The following is a 17,789-nucleotide window of genomic DNA, read 5'->3' as shown; positions in this document are numbered from 1 at the left end:
CTATTATACTACAAAAGCTGGCACATGGGAATTTTCTTTGCCCCCAAACAAAAATGCCTATACTTAGCTAAAAAATAATTTAAAAAATGCTCACTTTTCCTTTTCTTTTCCGAATATAAAAGTGAACAAGAAAAAAGGAGGAAAGTTCAATGACAAATTTTGACGTTCTTGACAATCAATTTTTATCCCTATCTGAAAATGAATTATCAGATATTGATGGCGGTCTCGCTCCCTTGATTATCTTTGGAGTAGCAGTATCTTGGAAAGCTATTGCAGGCGGAACAGCACTTGTAGGTTCTGGTTTGGCAGCTGGTTATTTTTTAGGAGGAGATTAATATGATGAAAGATTTGAACAACTATCGTGAAATTTCTAATAAGGAATTGCAAGAAATCAAGGGTGGTTTTGGTGCAGGTGTTGGTATCGCTTTATTTATGGCAGCTTATACCATTGGGAAAGATCTCCGTAAAAAGTTTGGTAAGTCATGTTAGATAAAAGACACATTTTTAGAAGGATAAATTTTATTGTCTTCATCTCTTACAGTTTGATCAGCATTCTCAATGATTTAAACATTACTACTATCCCTTTACCAATTGATCTATCTGTTTGTATTGTTTTATTTTTATGCTTCAACTCTATTTTTGAGCAGAAGAGTCATTAACATAATAAGAATAAATTCTTAAAGCAAACATTTATTCCATTGTCATGTCATTTTAGAAAAATGCAAAAACCACCTCATCTTGATAGATGGGGTGGAATTTTCGTGTCATGAATTTACTATCTTTATCCCCAAACAAAAATGCCCTAGCATCAGCAGGACATCTAAGCATTTAATCCAAAGTAAAATACAAACCAAACTACATAGGTTACAAGGAGGAGAAAAAGCGAGTAGAGAGTCACAAAAGTAATTTTCCACAAGAACTTAGTTTGTCGTTGTTCCAGTTTTGTAAACAGAAGATTCCCCGCATAAACGCAAGCAACAAAAACAATAAAAGCTACCAAGCGAGCTCCGATAGCAAAAGCAAATAAGTTATACATAGAGCAACCTCCTTAACTTACAAACTATATGGAATTATGACAAGCGATAAATTTCACTTTCATTATCAAGATAACATATTTTCTTTATTTTTGCAAGCACTTACCTTTGAGTGCTTATATGACTTTCTCGTTTCCGTCTTTTACTAATTTTTCATTTTGTGGTATAATTGAAATAATTGTAACGAATCAAGGTCAATCTAGACACAAAATGGAATGAAATCAAGCAAATCTCTGCTAAAAGTTTGGAATAAGCTGACCTGTAAATAGAAAGGAACTATATGATTTACAAAGTTTTTTATCAAGAAACAAAAGAACGTAGCCCACGCCGTGAAACAACACGCGCACTTTACCTAGACATCGATGCCAGCTCAGAACTTGAGGGCCGTATCGCTGCTCGCCAACTTGTCGAAGAAAATCGCCCAGAGTACAATATCGAGTATATCGAACTCTTGTCTGACAAATTGCTAGATTACGAAAAAGAAACTGGCGCCTTCGAAATTACGGAGTTCTAATATGGCCTACACTCTTAAACCTGAAGAAGTCGGCGTTTTTGCCATCGGTGGTCTGGGAGAAATCGGGAAAAACACTTACGGGATTGAATACCAAGACGAGATTATTATAGTCGATGCTGGGATTAAATTCCCAGAAGATGATTTGCTGGGTATCGACTATGTCATTCCTGACTACTCATACATCGTGGACAATATCGACCGCGTCAAGGCTGTCTTAATCACACACGGACACGAAGACCACATCGGTGGGATTCCTTTCCTACTCAAGCAAGCAAATGTCCCTATCTACGCTGGACCACTTGCCTTGGCTTTAATCCGTGGAAAACTCGAAGAACACGGCCTCTTGCGCAACGCCAAACTTTACGAAATCAACCACAACACTGAGTTGACCTTTAAAAATCTTAAGGCAACTTTCTTTAGAACCACTCACTCTATTCCAGAGCCTTTAGGGATTGTCATTCATACTCCTCAAGGGAAAATCGTTTGTACGGGTGACTTTAAGTTTGACTTTACACCAGTTGGTGAACCAGCAGACTTGCACCGTATGGCAGCTCTTGGTGAAGAAGGCGTACTCTGTCTCCTGTCTGACTCGACAAATGCGGAAGTGCCAACCTTTACCAACTCTGAAAAAGTCGTTGGTCAGTCCATCATGAAGATTATCCAAGGCATTGAAGGACGCATCATCTTTGCATCCTTTGCCTCAAATATCTTCCGTCTCCAGCAAGCAACTGAAGCTGCTGTTAAGACTGGACGCAAGATTGCGGTCTTTGGTCGCTCTATGGAAAAGGCCATTGTCAACGGAATCGATCTTGGCTACATCAAAGCTCCTAAGGGAACCTTTATCGAGCCAAATGAAATTAAAGACTACCCTGCGGGCGAGGTTCTCATCCTCTGTACAGGTAGTCAGGGGGAACCGATGGCTGCCCTCTCTCGTATCGCCAACGGAACCCACCGTCAGGTACAACTCCAACCTGGTGATACAGTTATCTTCTCTTCAAGTCCAATCCCTGGAAACACTACTAGCGTCAACAAGCTGATCAACATCATTTCTGAAGCTGGTGTCGAAGTTATCCACGGTAAGGTTAACAATATCCATACATCTGGACACGGTGGCCAGCAAGAGCAAAAACTTATGCTCCGCTTGATTAAGCCAAAATACTTCATGCCTGTCCACGGTGAATACCGCATGCAAAAAGTCCACGCTGGACTAGCGGTGGATACTGGTGTCGAGAAGGACAATATCTTTATCATGAGCAATGGTGATGTGCTTGCCCTTACTTCTGACTCAGCTCGTATCGCAGGTCATTTCAACGCCCAAGACATCTATGTCGACGGAAACCGTATCGGTGAAATCGGTGCTGCTGTCCTCAAAGACCGTCGTGATCTATCTGAAGACGGTGTCGTTCTGGCAGTCGCAACTGTTGACTTCAAGTCGCAGATGATTCTGTCTGGTCCAGATATCCTCAGCCGAGGCTTTGTCTACATGAGAGAGTCTGGCGACTTAATTCGCCAAAGCCAGCGTATCCTCTTCAATGCAATTCGTATCGCATTGAAAAATAAGGATGCCAGCGTGCAATCTGTCAATGGTGCCATTGTCAACGCCATTCGCCCCTTCCTTTATGAAAATACAGAACGTGAACCAATCATTATTCCAATGATCCTCACACCAGATGAAGAATAAAGCAAGAAAACAGCCCCGATTCGGAGCTGTTTTTCTCTATGCTTTCTTTTTAGATTAAAACTCAATAAAAATCGAAATCAGACTAGTAGGCTAGGCGAAAGCATAACTTAAGTTAGGTGAGCCGAAGCCGACGACGTATCATTTTGATTTTTGAAGAGTTTTAGAAATACTACGATTTTTACCTTCCAAATACACCATCAAAATAGAAATATCTGCTGGGTTTACTCCAGAAATACGACTGGCTTGGCCGATGGTTTCTGGATTAATCAGTTTGAACTTCTGACGGGCTTCTGTCGCGATAGAATCAATATCATCCCAATCAATATTGGCTGGAATGCGTTTTTCTTCCATGCGTTTCATCTTGGCAACCTGATCCATAGCTTTTGAGATGTAACCCTCGTACTTGATTTCTGTTTCAATCAATTCGATAATCTTGTCATCCAAGTCCTCTGCAGCTGGTCCGATGAAAGCCACCACATCTTGATAAGAAACTTCTGGACGGCGAAGGAATTCCTTGGCTGTCACTGCATCTGTCAAAGGCTTGAAACCCATCTCCTCAACCTTGGCATTGGTTTCCTTGACTGGCTTAAGTTTTATGCTATCTAGGCGCTTCATCTCATTGTCAAATTGATTTTTCTTGATTTCAAAGCGAGCCCAGCGTTCATCATCCACAAGTCCAATCTCACGTCCCATCTCTGTCAAACGCATATCGGCATTGTCATGACGGAGGATGAGGCGGTACTCAGCACGACTGGTCAAGAGACGATAGGGTTCAATAGTTCCCTTGGTCACCAAGTCATCAATCATCACCCCGATATAACCATCACTGCGCTTCAAAATCAACTCAGGCTTGCCTTGGACTTTCAAAGCCGCATTGATCCCAGCGATAATCCCTTGGCCAGCAGCTTCTTCATAACCTGATGTTCCATTTGTCTGACCAGCAGTGAATAGACCTGAGATTTTCTTGGTTTCCAGAGTCGCACGCAACTGGTGTGGCAAGACCATATCGTACTCAATGGCATAACCTGTTCGCATCATTTCAGCATTTTCCAAACCTTTGATGGAATGAACCAAGTCACGCTGGACATCCTCAGGCAGACTGGTTGAAAGTCCTTGAACATAGACTTCCTCTGTATTGCGCCCTTCTGGCTCAAGGAAGAGTTGGTGACGTTCCTTGTCCGCAAAGCGCACAATCTTGTCTTCAATCGACGGACAGTAACGAGGCCCCACTCCCTTAACCACACCTGTAAACATAGGCGCACGGTGGAGATTATTTTGAATAATCTCATGACTGGTACCGTTAGTATAGGTCAACCAACATGGCACTTGGTCTTTGACATAATCCTCATCACGTGAAGTGTATGAGAAATGATTAGGCGCTTCGTCTCCTGGCTGAATTTCTGTCACGTCGTAATTGATAGAAGAAGCCTTGACACGTGGAGGTGTTCCTGTCTTGAAACGACCGATTTCGAGTCCTAATTCCTTGAGATTATCAGCAAGGTTAATAGAAGCCAAGCTGTGGTTAGGACCTGATGAATACTTAAGGTCTCCAATGATAATTTCCCCACGGAGGGCAGTCCCTGTCGTCACGATAACAGCCTTGGCAGCATATTCTTGATGGGTCGCTGTACGAACACCGACAACCTTGCCGTCTTCAACCAAAATCTCATCAATCATGGTCTGACGAAGGGTCAGATTTTCTTGATTTTCAACCGTCTTGCGCATTTCCTTAGAGTAAAGCTCCTTGTCAGCCTGCGCACGAAGGGCACGGACAGCTGGCCCCTTCCCTGTGTTGAGCATCTTCATCTGGATGTAAGTCTTGTCAATGGTTTTGGCCATCTCGCCACCGAGGGCATCAACTTCACGCACAACGATTCCCTTGGCAGAACCACCGATAGAGGGGTTACAAGGCATGAAAGCCAGCATTTCAATGTTGATGGTCGCAAGTAAGACCTTACAGCCCATACGGCTGGCAGCCAAGGAAGCCTCAACCCCAGCGTGTCCCGCACCGATTACAATAATATCGTATTCTTCAGTAAAATTATAAGTCATGTTTCTCTCCTATTCCTCAAGATGAATGTGTCTTAGTTGGCCGTCCCAATCTGGCAGGGCTGTTTTCAAAAAGGCTGGAACTAGATTGATACCCTTAAGCTGATCCAAATCAATCCACTCACAAGGCTGCCTTTTCTCATCTTCCTGCATGGTCAATGGGGCATCCTCAAGCAAGTCCACCAGATAATGAAACTCGATGTTGTGCCAATAGACACCATCTTCTTCAAAACGATTTTCAACAACAAAAGCTAGTTGCCCAGCTTGAGCTTCGACACCCAGTTCTTCCCTCACTTCACGGACTACCGCTTCTTCCGTGCTTTCATTGACTTGAATCGCACCGCCGATAGTGTAATGCTTGCCCCTATCTTTGGTAACTAGGAGCTTGCCATTTTGGACAATCAAGGCTGTCGCCCGAACTCCAAAAACCGTATTTCCTACTCTTGTCCGAAAGTCTTGCTGAGTCATTCTTGTCCTTTCCCTTAAACGACACAAAAACAGTCAAAACTCCAAAGAAGTGCAGGACAAAAAAGCCTGCAACATCCATGAGCTTTGACCATCATTTCTATTGCTTTTATTATTGTAGCAAATTGAGAAAATTTGTCAATCTAAATGTACTGACAAACTTGTCCATCGCGGTAGGCATTGTCAATCAAACCACCACCTAGACACTCTTCCCCGTCGTAAAAGACAACTGCCTGACCTGGTGTGATGGCGCGTTGCGGTTCTGCAAAGATAACCTCTGCCTTGTCTCCTTTGACATGGACGGTCACCTTAGAGTCAGGCTGACGATAGCGGAATTTAGCCGTACATTCTAGCGTGAATTCCTCTGGCATCTCACGAGTAAAGTGGACTTGGCTAGCCTCTAGGCTGGTTGACATGAGCGAGTCATGGTAGAAACCTTGTCCTACATAGAGGATATTCTTGCTGAGGTCTTTTCCGACAACGAACCAAGGGGCATTGTCTCCACCGTGTTGCCCACCGATACCTAGACCTCCACGCTGACCAATCGTATAGTACATCAGACCTGCATGCTCGCCCATATCATGTCCATCCACTGTCATCATACGACCAGGTTGAGCTGGCAGGTAGTTGCTGAGGAAGTTTTTAAAGTTCTTTTCTCCGATAAAGCAAATCCCTGTCGAGTCTTTCTTCTTGGCAGTCGCAAGTCCTGCTTCTTCTGCTAGTCTGCGAACTTCAGGTTTTTCCAAATGTCCCAACGGGAACATGGTTTTTTGAAGTTGTTCTTGCGAAAGTTGGCTGAGGAAATAAGTCTGATCCTTGCCATTGTCCACACCACGAAGCATATGAACAGTGCCATCCTCATCACGCGCCACTCGGGCATAATGCCCAGTAGCTACATAGTCTGCCCCCAAGGTCATGGCATAGTCCAAAAAGGCCTTAAACTTGATTTCCTTGTTACACATAACATCTGGATTTGGCGTACGCCCTGCACGGTATTCCGCTAGGAAATACTCAAAAACGCGGTCCCAGTACTCTTTTTCAAAGTTGACAGAGTAGTAAGGAATGCCAATCTGGTCTGCCACCGCAGCCACATCCTTGTAATCTTCGGTCGCCGTACAGACGCCGTTTTCATCTGTGTCATCCCAGTTCTTCATGAAGATACCGATCACATCGTAGCCCTGCTCCTTGAGAAGAAGAGCCGTCACCGACGAATCGACACCACCACTCATCCCCACAACAACACGTGTTTTAGAGTTATCACTCATGGTAAGTCTCCCATCTATTCGTTTATTCACGATTGAAGGTCGTGTGTGCTTCACGATTGAAGGTCGCTTGAGCAGTATTCATTATAACATGCTTGGTTAGAGAAGACAAGAAAGAGGCTGTCAATCGACCAAGCTCTTCTATAATTGTTTAAAAAGAGGATGATTTATACCTAAAAACCTCTACTGCTTATAAACTTATTTATAAAATAAATTAAAAATGATATACTGTAATGAGGAGGAAGGCGTACATGATTCCTTAAAGATACTACCATCCATGTACGTAGAACAATTTTGAAGAACTACAAAGATATCCTAAAATCAAAAAATACCATTTTTACTATTATCATTGTCGCAAGTCTTGGACTTTTAATAGCTTTAGTCATTCATCAAGAAAATATCTTAGCAGAAAGAGGAACCATTGCTTTCTTCAAACGGCAAAAAAATGAACAAGATGTCGAACAAGTAAAAAAAGCCATCAAAGATTTTAATATCGATTCTGAAACAATTATAGAAGATTGGAAAAGAATTCAAGAATTGAAGCCAAACACTGACGAAGGCAAGCAAACATTAGCAGACTTTCTTACTACTACGTCCGATAAAATCACCAATCATTATAGCGAAAAAGCTTTAAAAATGGATATAAAGGAATCCGATAGTCAGTTTGAAGATAAACAAACACTTGAAACAGCCATCACTTCCTTACAAAAAATACTAGAAATCATTAAAAGTGTTAACTCCACAAGCGAACAAACCACTATTGATGAAAAAATAAAACCCATCCAAGAACTAATTTCTAAATTCCAAAAGCAAGTTGAAGTCTTGACCAAAAAAGAAGGACAAAAGACTGACAAAAAAGAAACAGGAACGACTAGTAGCGAGGGGGAAAGAGAAACCTATTCTTCAGGAGGAGGGAGCTACACTCCAACCTATACTGAGTCAAATGGGAGCAGATACAGTTCACAAGCGCCTGCAAGCGAACCACCTTCATCTAATAGTGCTGGCAGCAGCGGAAATGATGTGGCAAGTACACAAAATCAAGCAGCTAATACTTCAGAAGCTCAAGCAGAAACTAATACCAATAGTAACAATGCTGAAGTTCCCACAACAAACAGTGATGATCTCGCTAGTTTAGGTGGCGGAGTTACATCATTCGGTCAGCAGTAAGCAATCGGCTATCACTAATTTAATTGTCTTTTATCGAACAAAGTATATAAAAGGCTAACAAAAACTAACTTCTAAATAAAACCACACTGTCATTCCAATCTTGAACATAATCAAATTGAATGGAATACTGTGTGGTTTTTGAATTGTTGAACATTCAGAGATTCCATTTTTGGGGCAATTGTCTATCAAAATGTCCTTTTATCTGTCAATAATCCTAAAAAATCTTGTCGTTTCAAGTCGGAGAAATGTTTGGCGGAAAGACTTCCCTTTTGAAGTCCATCATCTCTGACCTGCAAATAATAGCTATGTTGGCTTGTTTTAATCGTCAAAAAGTCTCCAAATACAAAAGCTCTTTTCCAGTTGCGAATCTCAAATTCTTTTATCTCTGATTTGGGAATACGGATAAGTCCTTGTCGCAAATCACGATGATGCTCACTTGTGAAAGTCATCCCATTTCCAAGATTTCTTATCAGCAGTTCATCTGGAGTTACCATCACCAGCGCTATTTTAGTTAAGAAAATTTCAACTGTTGGTGGTAAAATCGCCAAATCAAACCAAGGATGTAGGTAGCGATAGGCTAAGAAATAATGAGGCTCCTCACCCAATCCTAGTTGTTTATACAAGGTCTTGACTTCACTATCTAACCTCGCTTCAAAAGACACATCCGAATGCTCTTCTTCCTTCCTCTGATTAACATAACGCATCCAGACTAGGAAACCTATAAAGACTAGGACAAATATTCCTGATAAAAGATATTTTAAATTGTAGTTCATCGCTTAACCTCCTGATTCACACCTCTGCCTAAAACAGAAGCCTATTTATTTTGAAAATAGGTCCATCATAACTTTAAATAAGACGGGTGTCATTAAAATTAGGATAATTCCTATCACAAATATCATGACTACTCGAAAAAGTTCCTTATTTTTAAACATTTTTCCACCCCTTTTCTAGCTACATCATAGTACTCATTAACCCCATATTAAAATTACACCAAACTTATTTTAGCTTTCTTTTTTACTTTTTATATTACTATGATACAATATTTTTAATAGGATTTTATTGTTTGTTAACTTTTTTCACTAAAAGGAGAAAATCATGCGTTATGATTTTGGAAAGGTCTATAAAGAAATACGTGAATCAAAAGGATTGACCCAAGAAGAGGTCTGTGGAAATGTTCTCTCAAGAACTAGCCTATCAAAGATTGAAAGTGGCAAGGTAACTCCCAAATATGAAAACATGGAATTTCTTCTCCGACAGATTAATATGAGTTTTGAAGAGTTTGACTATATCTGCCATCTCTATCAGCCGAGCCAACGGACAGAAATCATGCAAACTTATCTCAATATGAATTCCATCATTGGTGGCAGTGGTCTAGTTGATTTTTTTGAAACATGCCAAAACTATCTCAAGACCTATCACGACCTGCCTATAGAAGAAATCAGGGATATGCTGGAAGTTGTCATTCATATCCGTCAATATGGTACAGAGCAACTGTCAGAGCAAGTGAAACAGACTATCCAAAAACTATGGGAAAAAATTGAAAAACAAGATACATGGTATGAAAGTGACCTAAAAATCCTCAATACCATCCTTTTCAGCTTTCCAATTGAACACCTCCATCTCATTACTGGAAAAATCCTGCAACGCTTGGAAGTCTATAAAAACTACCAACATTTATATGACTTACGAATGGCAATCCTACTCAACCTTTCCACCATTTACTTATACCATCAAGACAAAAACATGTGTCAACAAATCTGCTATACTTTACTAGAGGATGCCAAGAATAAGAAAAGCTACGATATGCTTGCTATCTGCTATGTCCGTATTGGGATTTGTAGGGATGATGCTAAACTGATCCAAAAAGGGTTCTCCCTTCTAGAGCTGACCGATGAAACTTCCATTCTAGCCTTTCTCAAAAAAGAAGTGGAGATCTATTATCAACCGAAAGAAATATAAAAAAGTCGAGGGATTTCCTCGACTTTTTCAAATTATTCTGTTCGTTATTTCTTAGTACCAACCGTTGTTAAGCCAGAAGTTTTTAGCGGCTGACCATGAACCGTAACGTCCTGCAACGTAGGCATCTGCTACACGTTCTTGGTTTTCAGCTGAGTAGTCACCGTTCAAGTATGAATCTGTCAATTGGTAACGTCCAATGTATTGGCCGTTTGTAGCTGTATAGCTACCACCTGATTCTTTTTGTGCAATCCATTCTTTAGCTTCTGCTTCAGATCCGCTTACAGTTGCAGCTGGTGCTGAAGTTTCTGCTGTAGCAACAGTTTCTTCTGCTGCAGGTGTGCTTGCCACTGGAGCTGCTTCTTCTGCTACTTCTGTAGTTTCTGCTGCTGGAGCTGAAACAGTTTCATCTTGAGCAGCTGGTGCTGCATAAGTAGTTGGCGCTGGTGTTGCAGCTGGTGCTACAGGGCCATCGATAACCAACTCTTGACCAACATAAATCATATGGATGTTGTCAATGTGGTTGTTTTCTGCCAATTTCTCAACAGTTGTGTTGTGAGTTTCAGCGATTTCTGAAAGTGTATCACCTTCTTTAACAGTGTAAGTTGATGATTCTTGAGCAGATACAAATGATGGAGCAAATACTGCAAACAAGGCAGCTACTCCTGCAAGAGTTGTTTTAATCTTTTTAGTTGTTGATTTCATATTCGAAAATTCTCCTTCTTTCTATAGTACTATCATACCCTTTAAATATTACTGTTTATTGACACTTTTATGTAGAAATATTACAAAATTATTTTTTATTTCCCTAAACAAGCTATTTTTTGTTACAAAAGATGCTTTTTTATGCTATTTGTAGTGTAAAAAGGTTTTCATCCACAATTAAAGCCAAGACCTTCATTCTTTGATATAATAGAGATAAGAATTTTTATAAGGGGAAACTGATGAAATCACTTCGTTTTCAATCTGTCTTTGATATCATCGGACCAGTTATGATTGGCCCATCTAGTAGCCATACTGCTGGTGCTGTTCGTATTGGGAAGATTGTCTCTTCCATTTTTGATGATACTCCGACAGAAGTCGAATTCCAACTATTTAACTCATTTGCCAAAACCTATCGTGGTCACGGAACAGACCTAGCCCTTGTTGCAGGTATTTTGGGCATGGATACAGATGATCCTGAAATCCCAAACAGCCTGGAAATTGCCCACAAGCGTGGCATCAAGATTGTCTGGACCATTCAGAAAGACAGTAATGCTCCTCATCCAAACACCACTAAAATTACCGTCAAAAATGCTCACAAGACCATCAGTGTGACTGGTATTTCTATCGGTGGAGGAAATATTCAGGTAACCGAACTCAATGGCTTTGCCGTCTCTCTCAATATGAATACACCGACTATCATCATTGTTCATCAAGATATTCCAGGTATGATTGCCCTCGTAACAGAGGCACTTTCCCGCTATGATATCAATATCGCCCAGATGAATGTTACTCGTGAAAAAGCTGGTGAAAAAGCCATTATGATTATCGAAGTTGACAGTCGCAACTGTGATGAGGCCATCGAAGAAATTCGAAAAATCCCTCATCTCCACAATGTCAATTTCTTTAAATAGGAGGAAGCATGTTTTATTCTATCAAAGAATTGGTCGAGCAAGCAGATCTGGACTTTCAAGGAAATGTCGCAGAACTCATGATTACAACAGAGTTTGAATTGACCGGTCGCGAACGTGAAGAAGTCTTCCTTCTCATGGAACGCAATCTGGAAGTCATGAAAGCCTCTGTCCAACTTGGCCTCAATGAAAATAAATCTCGTAGTGGCCTGACAGGTGGAGATGCTGCCAAATTGGATCACTACATCAAAAACGGAAAAACTCTGTCAGATTACACGATTCTCTCTGCTGCCCGAAATGCCATTGCAGTCAATGAACACAATGCTAAAATGGGCTTGGTTTGTGCCACTCCGACCGCAGGAAGTGCTGGCTGTCTGCCCTCAGTTCTAACAGCTGCTATTGAAAAATTAGACCTCAGCCACGAGCAACAGCTGGATTTCCTCTTTGCTGCTGGTGCCTTTGGACTAGTCATCGCAAACAATGCCTCTATCTCAGGGGCTGAAGGTGGCTGTCAGGCCGAGGTTGGTTCGGCCTCTGCTATGAGTGCTGCAGCCTTGACTCTAGCTGCCGGTGGAACACCTTATCAGGCCAGTCAGGCCATTGCCTTTGTCATTAAAAATATGCTAGGCCTCATCTGTGACCCTGTTGCCGGCTTGGTCGAAGTTCCCTGCGTCAAGCGCAATGCTATGGGAGCTAGCTTTGCCTTCATCGCAGCAGACATGGCCTTGGCAGGTATCGAATCTAAAATTCCTGTGGATGAAGTTATCGATGCCATGTACCAAGTAGGAGCAAGCATGCCAACTGCCTTCCGTGAAACAGCTGAAGGTGGTCTCGCTGCCACCCCTACTGGTCGTCGTCTCCAAAAAGAAATTTTCGGAGAATAAGCTTATCAAATAGGAGAAACCATGACCTCTATCACAGCTATCTTTTTCGACCTAGATGGAACCCTCGTTGATAGTTCTATCGGGATTCACAATGCCTTTACCCATACCTTTAAGGAGCTCGGGGTACCTAGCCCTGATGCCAAAACTATTCGTGGTTTTATGGGGCCACCCCTTGAAAGTAGTTTTGCGACCTGCCTTCCCAAAGACCAAATTTCTGAGGCTGTCCAGATATACCGTTCTTACTATAAGGAGAAAGGCATCCATGAAGCTCAACTCTTTCCTCAGATAGTAGACTTGCTTGAGAAGTTATCGAGCAATTACCCTCTTTATATCACCACTACAAAGAATACTCCAACCGCTCAAGACATGACTAAAAACTTGGAAATCTATCATTTCTTTGATAGCATTTATGGTTCCAGCCCTAAAGCACCCCATAAGGCAGATGTCATTCGCCAAGCCTTGCAGGCACATCAACTAGCACCGGAACAAGCCATCATCATCGGAGATACCAAGTTTGATATGCTTGGAGCTCAAGAAACAGGCATTCAGAAATTGGCCGTCACTTGGGGATTTGGAGAGCAAGCAGACTTGCTAAACTATCATCCTGATTTTATCGCTCACAAACCCATAGAAGTTTTGGAGTATTTTCAATAATATAACGGAGACTGGGCAAATACTCAATTTCATACTCTTCGAACCACGTTAGTTTTCTCTGTAACCTCAACGCTGTGCTTTGAGTAACCTTCGGCTAGCCTCCTAGTTTGCTCTTTGATTTTTATTGAGTATCAGAATAAAATGAAGCAAGTTTACACATAACAAAACGCATATTACCAAGGTTTTTCAAGACCTGATAATATGCGTTTTTCTTTTTTATTCAACGTGGGTTGTTTGATTGGCAAAGGCGATAATAGCTTGCTTCAACTCATCTCCACTAAGAGTACGGAACTCTTCAATCTTTTGATCGATAGCTTCTAGAGGCATGACATTAACCTTACCAACGAAAATCTTATCCATAACTTGGTTATCAACAAGTTCGGTTGATACCAAGAGTTCTTCGTAAAGTTTTTCACCTGGGCGGATTCCAACTTCAACGATTGGAATTTCGCTTTCGGTGTGTCCACTTAGAAGGACCATTTTCTTAGCCAAGTCATAAATCTTGACTGGTTTGCCCATATCAAGGATAAAGACTTCTCCATCCTTGGCATAAGCACCAGCATGGATAACCAGACGGCTAGCTTCTGGAATAGTCATAAAGTAACGGGTCATGCGGAAGTCTGTCACCGTTACAGGACCACCTTCAGCAATCTGACGTTCAAAGACTGGAATCACACTACCACGACTACCAAGAACATTTCCAAAACGAACTGCACAGTAGGTCGATTGGCTACGTTGGTTAAATCCAGTGACAATCAACTCAGCCACGCGCTTGGTTGCTCCCATAACATTTGGTGGATTAACCGCCTTATCTGTCGAAATCATAACCATCTTAGGCACTTTGGCTTCATCAACAGCCTTAGCAACGTTATAAGTTCCACGAATATTGTTTTTGAAGGCTTCTTTTGGATTGCGCTCCATCATAGGAACGTGCTTGTGGGCTGCCGCATGATAAACAATAGCTGGCTTGTACTGCTCAAAGACTTGCAACAAACGGTCATAGTCTTGAATATCGGCAATAACTGGTACATAATCAATCCCTTGGAACTTGCGAATCAATTCATGATAAACAAGGTAGATTGAATTTTCCCCATGACCGAGCAAAACGATGCGTTCAGGATTGAAACGACTAACTTGGCGACAGATTTCAGAACCGATTGAGCCACCAGCACCTGTAACCAAGATTGTCTTACCTGTCAGTTCTGCGCCCAGACGCGATTCATCAAGACGAATTTCCTGACGTCCCAAAAGGTCCGTAATATCAATTTTTTGGAAGCCAGTACCTGCTTGGTGAAGTCCCTGAACAACGGTTTCAACCTTAGGCATCTTGTAACATTTGACACCCAGCTTATTACACATCTGCAAGATACGCTCATATTCTGACGGGTCAAGCGACGGAATCGCAACAATCACACGCTCGATTTGATGGCGTTTAGCTAATTCTGGCAGATTATCATAAGAGCCTAAAACAGGGATACCACCAAGTTTTTGGCCCTTTTTCTTAGCATCCTTGTCCAAAATACCGACCAGCTCCAATTCACTAGTTGGATGTTGGTAACTATCCATAAAGAGAGCTCCACCATCGCCAGCTCCAATCAAGAAGGTCCGACGGTGTTCTCCATCACCACTTCCTTTTTTGCGTTTGGAGTAGATTAACTGCCAAGTAATTCGTGGCAATAAAATCAAGAAAGTACTCAACAAGATAAAGAGCACGATAAAACGGATGGAAAAGAGTGGCAAGAAGGCATAGCAGATACTATATGACAAGACGCTGCTCACAGTCACACCAAAAAAGATTTTCATAAAATCCGTAATTTTGCTGTAACGACTAATACTAGCGTTCAACCCCCAAAATGCAATCATCAATTGATAGAACAGGAAGGCCAAACTCGTATAGATAATGTAGTCAACAGGCGCTGGATTAATCAATCCGTAGAATAAAATATAAGATACAATGATGGAAACCACCATACTCAAAATATCAAATATTCCCCAGAAAACCTGTTTTTGTTGCTTATTTAAAATTTCCACCAGATCAATCACATAATCTGTGAGTTTTTTATTCATAGAAATTTACTCCTCCTTAAAAGAGCTGGATGATTATACTCAATGAAAATCAAAGAACAAACTAGGAAACTAGCCGCAGGCTGTACTTGAGTACGGCAAGGCGACGTTGACGCGGTTTGAATTTGATTTTCGAAGAGCATTATATTGTTATTATAACACTTTTTCTAAAGTTTACGATTTGCTACAATCTTTTACTTGCTTTTTCGTAACAGTTTCATAAAAATAAACTGTCTGACAAATCCTGGACAAAGAGCAACAACCATCTGAATGGCAACACTCTTGGCATACTCCATGTAAGAAATTTGCCCTCTCTTCAGCATGCGCTGACGAGCCTGACGATAGAGTTTAAGGTAACGCAGTCCCCCACGACGCTCAAACATCCCTGCTCCAACACGAACCTTACACAAGATTTGATCGAGATTTCCAGTCTTAGCTCCTGCAGCAATCATATTGAGCCAGAGGAGGTCATCCTCCATATAAAGCCCATCCTCATAGTTGCCTGCCTTGAGAACCATGTCCTTCTTGAACATGACAGTCATGTGGTTAAAGGCACTTCTCATCCTTTGATAAGCTACAATATCTGCATGCTGGGTTGGAACACGACGGTAAGAAACAATCTCATCAGGATTGTCAATAAACTCTGCAATATGTCCACCTAATAGGTCGAGGTTTTCCTTCTCCATTAGCTGAACCTGTTTCTCAAAACGGTCTGGAACAGCTATATCATCCGTATCCATACGAGCGATGATATCGTACTGACACTGCAAAACACCCTGTCGAAGAGCCAGACCCAAACCTTGATTATGCTCAAGAGGATAGCGTTTCACTGGAATATTAGACTCAGCTTCAAGCTGGTCTAATACCTGATAGAGCTCAGGTGTCAAAGGCCCATCCTCAACCAGAACCAATTCGCTCGGTTTCAGGGTCTGATTTTGAACACTCTCAATAGCATCCTTTAAAAATGTCGGATTTTCCTTGATATAGACCGACATCAATACGCTGATTTTTTGCTTTTCAGACACAGTTTTTCTCCAATGTATAGATTTCCTTCCACTATTTTATCATAATTTTCAAGACTTTCCCATTTTTATCTTGAAAGCCCAAAACCTTACTTGACATTATAAGGAAAAAACCTTAAAATAAGCTGTTATTAAAATCAGCTAGAAGAGGTATTATATGAAAAAGCAATCACTCTTTTTTGTTCCAGGTATTATCCTAATTGGTGTTTCCTTGCGGACTCCTTTTACTGTTTTACCCATTATTTTGGGAGATATTTCTCAAGGACTGGGAGTAGAAGTTAGTTCGCTTGGTGTCTTGACCAGCCTTCCCCTCCTCATGTTTACCCTCTTCTCACTATTTTCTACCCGACTGGCTCAAAAAATCGGCTTGGAGCATCTCTTCACCTACAGCCTTTTCTTCTTGACCATCGGTTCTCTCATTCGACTAATCAATCTGCCCCTGCTCTATCTAGGAACCTTGATGGTTGGGGCAAGTATCGCAGTCATCAATGTTCTGCTTCCTAGTCTCATCCAAGCCAATCAACCAAAGAAAATTGGTTTTCTGACCACCTTATATGTAACTTCTATGGGGGTTGCGACGGCTCTTGCTTCCTATCTAGCCGTGCCTATTACACAAGCCAGTTCTTGGAAAGGACTTATCATCCTCCTCACCCTGCTCTGTCTAGCAACTTTTTTAGTATGGCTCCCAAATCACCGCTATAATCACAAACTGGCTCCGCAAACCAAACAAAAAAGCAAAGCAAAGGTCATGCATAATAAACAGGTCTGGGCAGTGATTGTCTTTGCAGGTTTTCAATCCTTGCTCTTTTACACTGCTATGACTTGGTTACCTACCATGGCCATCCACGCAGGTCTATCCAGTCACGAAGCTGGCTTGCTCACTTCTATCTTCTCTCTGATTAGCATTCCTTTTTCAATGACCATCCCAAGCCTGACAACCAGCTTGTCAACTCGCAACCGTCAGCTCATGCTCACTCTGGTCTCACTGGCTGGTGTGGTCGGCATTTCCATGCTCTTTTTCCCAATCGGTAATTTCTTTTACTGGCTTGCCATCCATCTCCTCATCGGAACCGCAACCAGCGCCCTCTTCCCCTATCTCATGGTCAACTTTTCACTCAAGACAAGCGCCCCTGAAAAGACAGCCCAATTGTCCGGCCTATCTCAAACAGGAGGCTATATCCTGGCAGCCTTTGGGCCAACCCTCTTTGGTTACAGTTTTGACCTTTTCCACTCTTGGGTACCAGCTGTTGCTGCCCTCTTACTCGTCGATATCATCATGACTGCGGCCCTCTTTACAGTGGACAGAGCTGATAAAATCCTCTAAACTTCTAGTTTTGCCTAGAAGTTTTTTATATATAAAAATTTTACACATTTCTCTTGACAGGGCTTTCATTTAGATGTACAATGTATGTGTAGAAAAATTA

18 protein-coding genes are annotated in these 17,789 nt (G+C 41.7%); 10 read left to right on the top strand and 8 right to left on the bottom strand.

What is annotated here, in order from left to right; translation table 11 throughout:
* The first annotated feature begins 149 nt into the window (after positions 1-149).
* Entirely contained in the window at positions 150-335 is a 186-nt protein-coding gene (gene cibA / locus QMQ21_RS14230) for a fratricide two-peptide bacteriocin subunit CibA (RefSeq protein ID WP_136936678.1), read from the top strand.
* A 1-nt stretch (position 336) separates the two neighbouring features.
* On the top strand, positions 337-489 hold the full coding sequence (gene cibB / locus QMQ21_RS14225; RefSeq protein ID WP_070528467.1) for a fratricide two-peptide bacteriocin subunit CibB: 153 nt from the start codon (positions 337-339) through the stop codon (positions 487-489).
* Positions 490-820: 331 nt separating this feature from the next.
* Here cibB and QMQ21_RS14220 read toward each other — a convergent pair whose 3' ends face one another.
* Positions 821-1,036: a hypothetical protein gene (locus QMQ21_RS14220; RefSeq protein ID WP_261814690.1), complete on the bottom strand. Its 216-nt coding sequence runs from the start codon at positions 1,034-1,036 to the stop codon at positions 821-823.
* A 278-nt stretch (positions 1,037-1,314) separates the two neighbouring features.
* Here QMQ21_RS14220 and QMQ21_RS14215 point away from each other — a divergent pair, with 278 nt between their 5' ends.
* The gene (locus QMQ21_RS14215; protein WP_000639572.1) at positions 1,315-1,548 is read left to right on the top strand and encodes a DNA-dependent RNA polymerase subunit epsilon; all 234 of its coding nucleotides are present in this window, start codon (positions 1,315-1,317) and stop codon (positions 1,546-1,548) included.
* Position 1,549: 1 nt separating this feature from the next.
* Positions 1,550-3,229, top strand: coding sequence for a ribonuclease J1 (rnjA, locus tag QMQ21_RS14210; protein WP_261814689.1), 1,680 nt, complete (start codon positions 1,550-1,552; stop codon positions 3,227-3,229).
* A gap of 138 nt (positions 3,230-3,367) precedes the next feature.
* On the opposite strand, the gene mnmG is transcribed toward rnjA, so the two are convergent.
* The 3 genes from mnmG to mnmA form a co-directional block, all read right to left on the bottom strand.
* Positions 3,368-5,281 (bottom strand): tRNA uridine-5-carboxymethylaminomethyl(34) synthesis enzyme MnmG, encoded by a 1,914-nt coding sequence (gene mnmG, locus QMQ21_RS14205; protein WP_078238064.1) that lies wholly within the window; start codon positions 5,279-5,281, stop codon positions 3,368-3,370.
* A 9-nt stretch (positions 5,282-5,290) separates the two neighbouring features.
* A complete protein-coding gene (locus QMQ21_RS14200) occupies positions 5,291-5,746 on the bottom strand; it encodes an NUDIX hydrolase (RefSeq protein WP_261814688.1) in 456 nt (151 codons plus the stop codon).
* Between the two features lie 140 nt (positions 5,747-5,886).
* Entirely contained in the window at positions 5,887-7,008 is a 1,122-nt protein-coding gene (mnmA, locus tag QMQ21_RS14195; protein WP_173225033.1) for a tRNA 2-thiouridine(34) synthase MnmA, read from the bottom strand.
* A gap of 291 nt (positions 7,009-7,299) precedes the next feature.
* Here mnmA and QMQ21_RS14190 point away from each other — a divergent pair, with 291 nt between their 5' ends.
* A complete protein-coding gene (locus QMQ21_RS14190; protein WP_261814687.1) occupies positions 7,300-8,172 on the top strand; it encodes a hypothetical protein in 873 nt (290 codons plus the stop codon).
* A 185-nt stretch (positions 8,173-8,357) separates the two neighbouring features.
* Here QMQ21_RS14190 and QMQ21_RS14185 read toward each other — a convergent pair whose 3' ends face one another.
* Positions 8,358-8,945, bottom strand: coding sequence for a hypothetical protein (locus tag QMQ21_RS14185; protein WP_001108796.1), 588 nt, complete (start codon positions 8,943-8,945; stop codon positions 8,358-8,360).
* A 322-nt stretch (positions 8,946-9,267) separates the two neighbouring features.
* Here QMQ21_RS14185 and QMQ21_RS14180 point away from each other — a divergent pair, with 322 nt between their 5' ends.
* Complete coding sequence (locus QMQ21_RS14180; protein ID WP_247947038.1) at positions 9,268-10,131, top strand: helix-turn-helix domain-containing protein; 864 nt, start codon at positions 9,268-9,270, stop codon at positions 10,129-10,131.
* A 51-nt stretch (positions 10,132-10,182) separates the two neighbouring features.
* Here QMQ21_RS14180 and apf read toward each other — a convergent pair whose 3' ends face one another.
* Entirely contained in the window at positions 10,183-10,833 is a 651-nt protein-coding gene (gene apf / locus QMQ21_RS14175) for an aggregation-promoting factor (RefSeq protein ID WP_020902660.1), read from the bottom strand.
* Positions 10,834-11,072: 239 nt separating this feature from the next.
* On the opposite strand from apf, the gene sdaAB reads away from it, so the two are divergent.
* The 3 genes from sdaAB to QMQ21_RS14160 are packed head-to-tail and all read left to right on the top strand — an operon-like array spanning position 11,073 to position 13,279.
* Entirely contained in the window at positions 11,073-11,744 is a 672-nt protein-coding gene (sdaAB, locus tag QMQ21_RS14170; RefSeq protein ID WP_000838909.1) for an L-serine ammonia-lyase, iron-sulfur-dependent subunit beta, read from the top strand.
* Between the two features lie 8 nt (positions 11,745-11,752).
* Positions 11,753-12,625, top strand: a complete 873-nt coding sequence (gene sdaAA / locus QMQ21_RS14165) for an L-serine ammonia-lyase, iron-sulfur-dependent, subunit alpha (protein ID WP_000500041.1) — start codon at positions 11,753-11,755, stop codon at positions 12,623-12,625.
* A gap of 21 nt (positions 12,626-12,646) precedes the next feature.
* Positions 12,647-13,279, top strand: coding sequence for an HAD-IA family hydrolase (locus QMQ21_RS14160; RefSeq protein WP_261814686.1), 633 nt, complete (start codon positions 12,647-12,649; stop codon positions 13,277-13,279).
* A 216-nt stretch (positions 13,280-13,495) separates the two neighbouring features.
* Here the strand turns inward: QMQ21_RS14160 and QMQ21_RS14155 are convergent, their stop codons facing one another.
* Together QMQ21_RS14155 and QMQ21_RS14150 are read right to left on the bottom strand one after the other, a co-directional pair.
* A complete protein-coding gene (locus tag QMQ21_RS14155) occupies positions 13,496-15,346 on the bottom strand; it encodes a polysaccharide biosynthesis protein (RefSeq protein WP_261814685.1) in 1,851 nt (616 codons plus the stop codon).
* A gap of 191 nt (positions 15,347-15,537) precedes the next feature.
* The gene (locus tag QMQ21_RS14150; RefSeq protein ID WP_261814684.1) at positions 15,538-16,368 is read right to left on the bottom strand and encodes a glycosyltransferase; all 831 of its coding nucleotides are present in this window, start codon (positions 16,366-16,368) and stop codon (positions 15,538-15,540) included.
* A gap of 154 nt (positions 16,369-16,522) precedes the next feature.
* Here QMQ21_RS14150 and QMQ21_RS14145 point away from each other — a divergent pair, with 154 nt between their 5' ends.
* The gene (locus tag QMQ21_RS14145) at positions 16,523-17,689 is read left to right on the top strand and encodes a CynX/NimT family MFS transporter (protein WP_261814683.1); all 1,167 of its coding nucleotides are present in this window, start codon (positions 16,523-16,525) and stop codon (positions 17,687-17,689) included.
* Positions 17,690-17,789 lie beyond the last annotated feature (100 nt).

The sequence above is a fragment of the Streptococcus bouchesdurhonensis genome (assembly GCF_948472335.1).
Note: the sequence above shows the minus strand (reverse complement) of the source record. Positions and strands in the feature narration are given on the sequence as shown.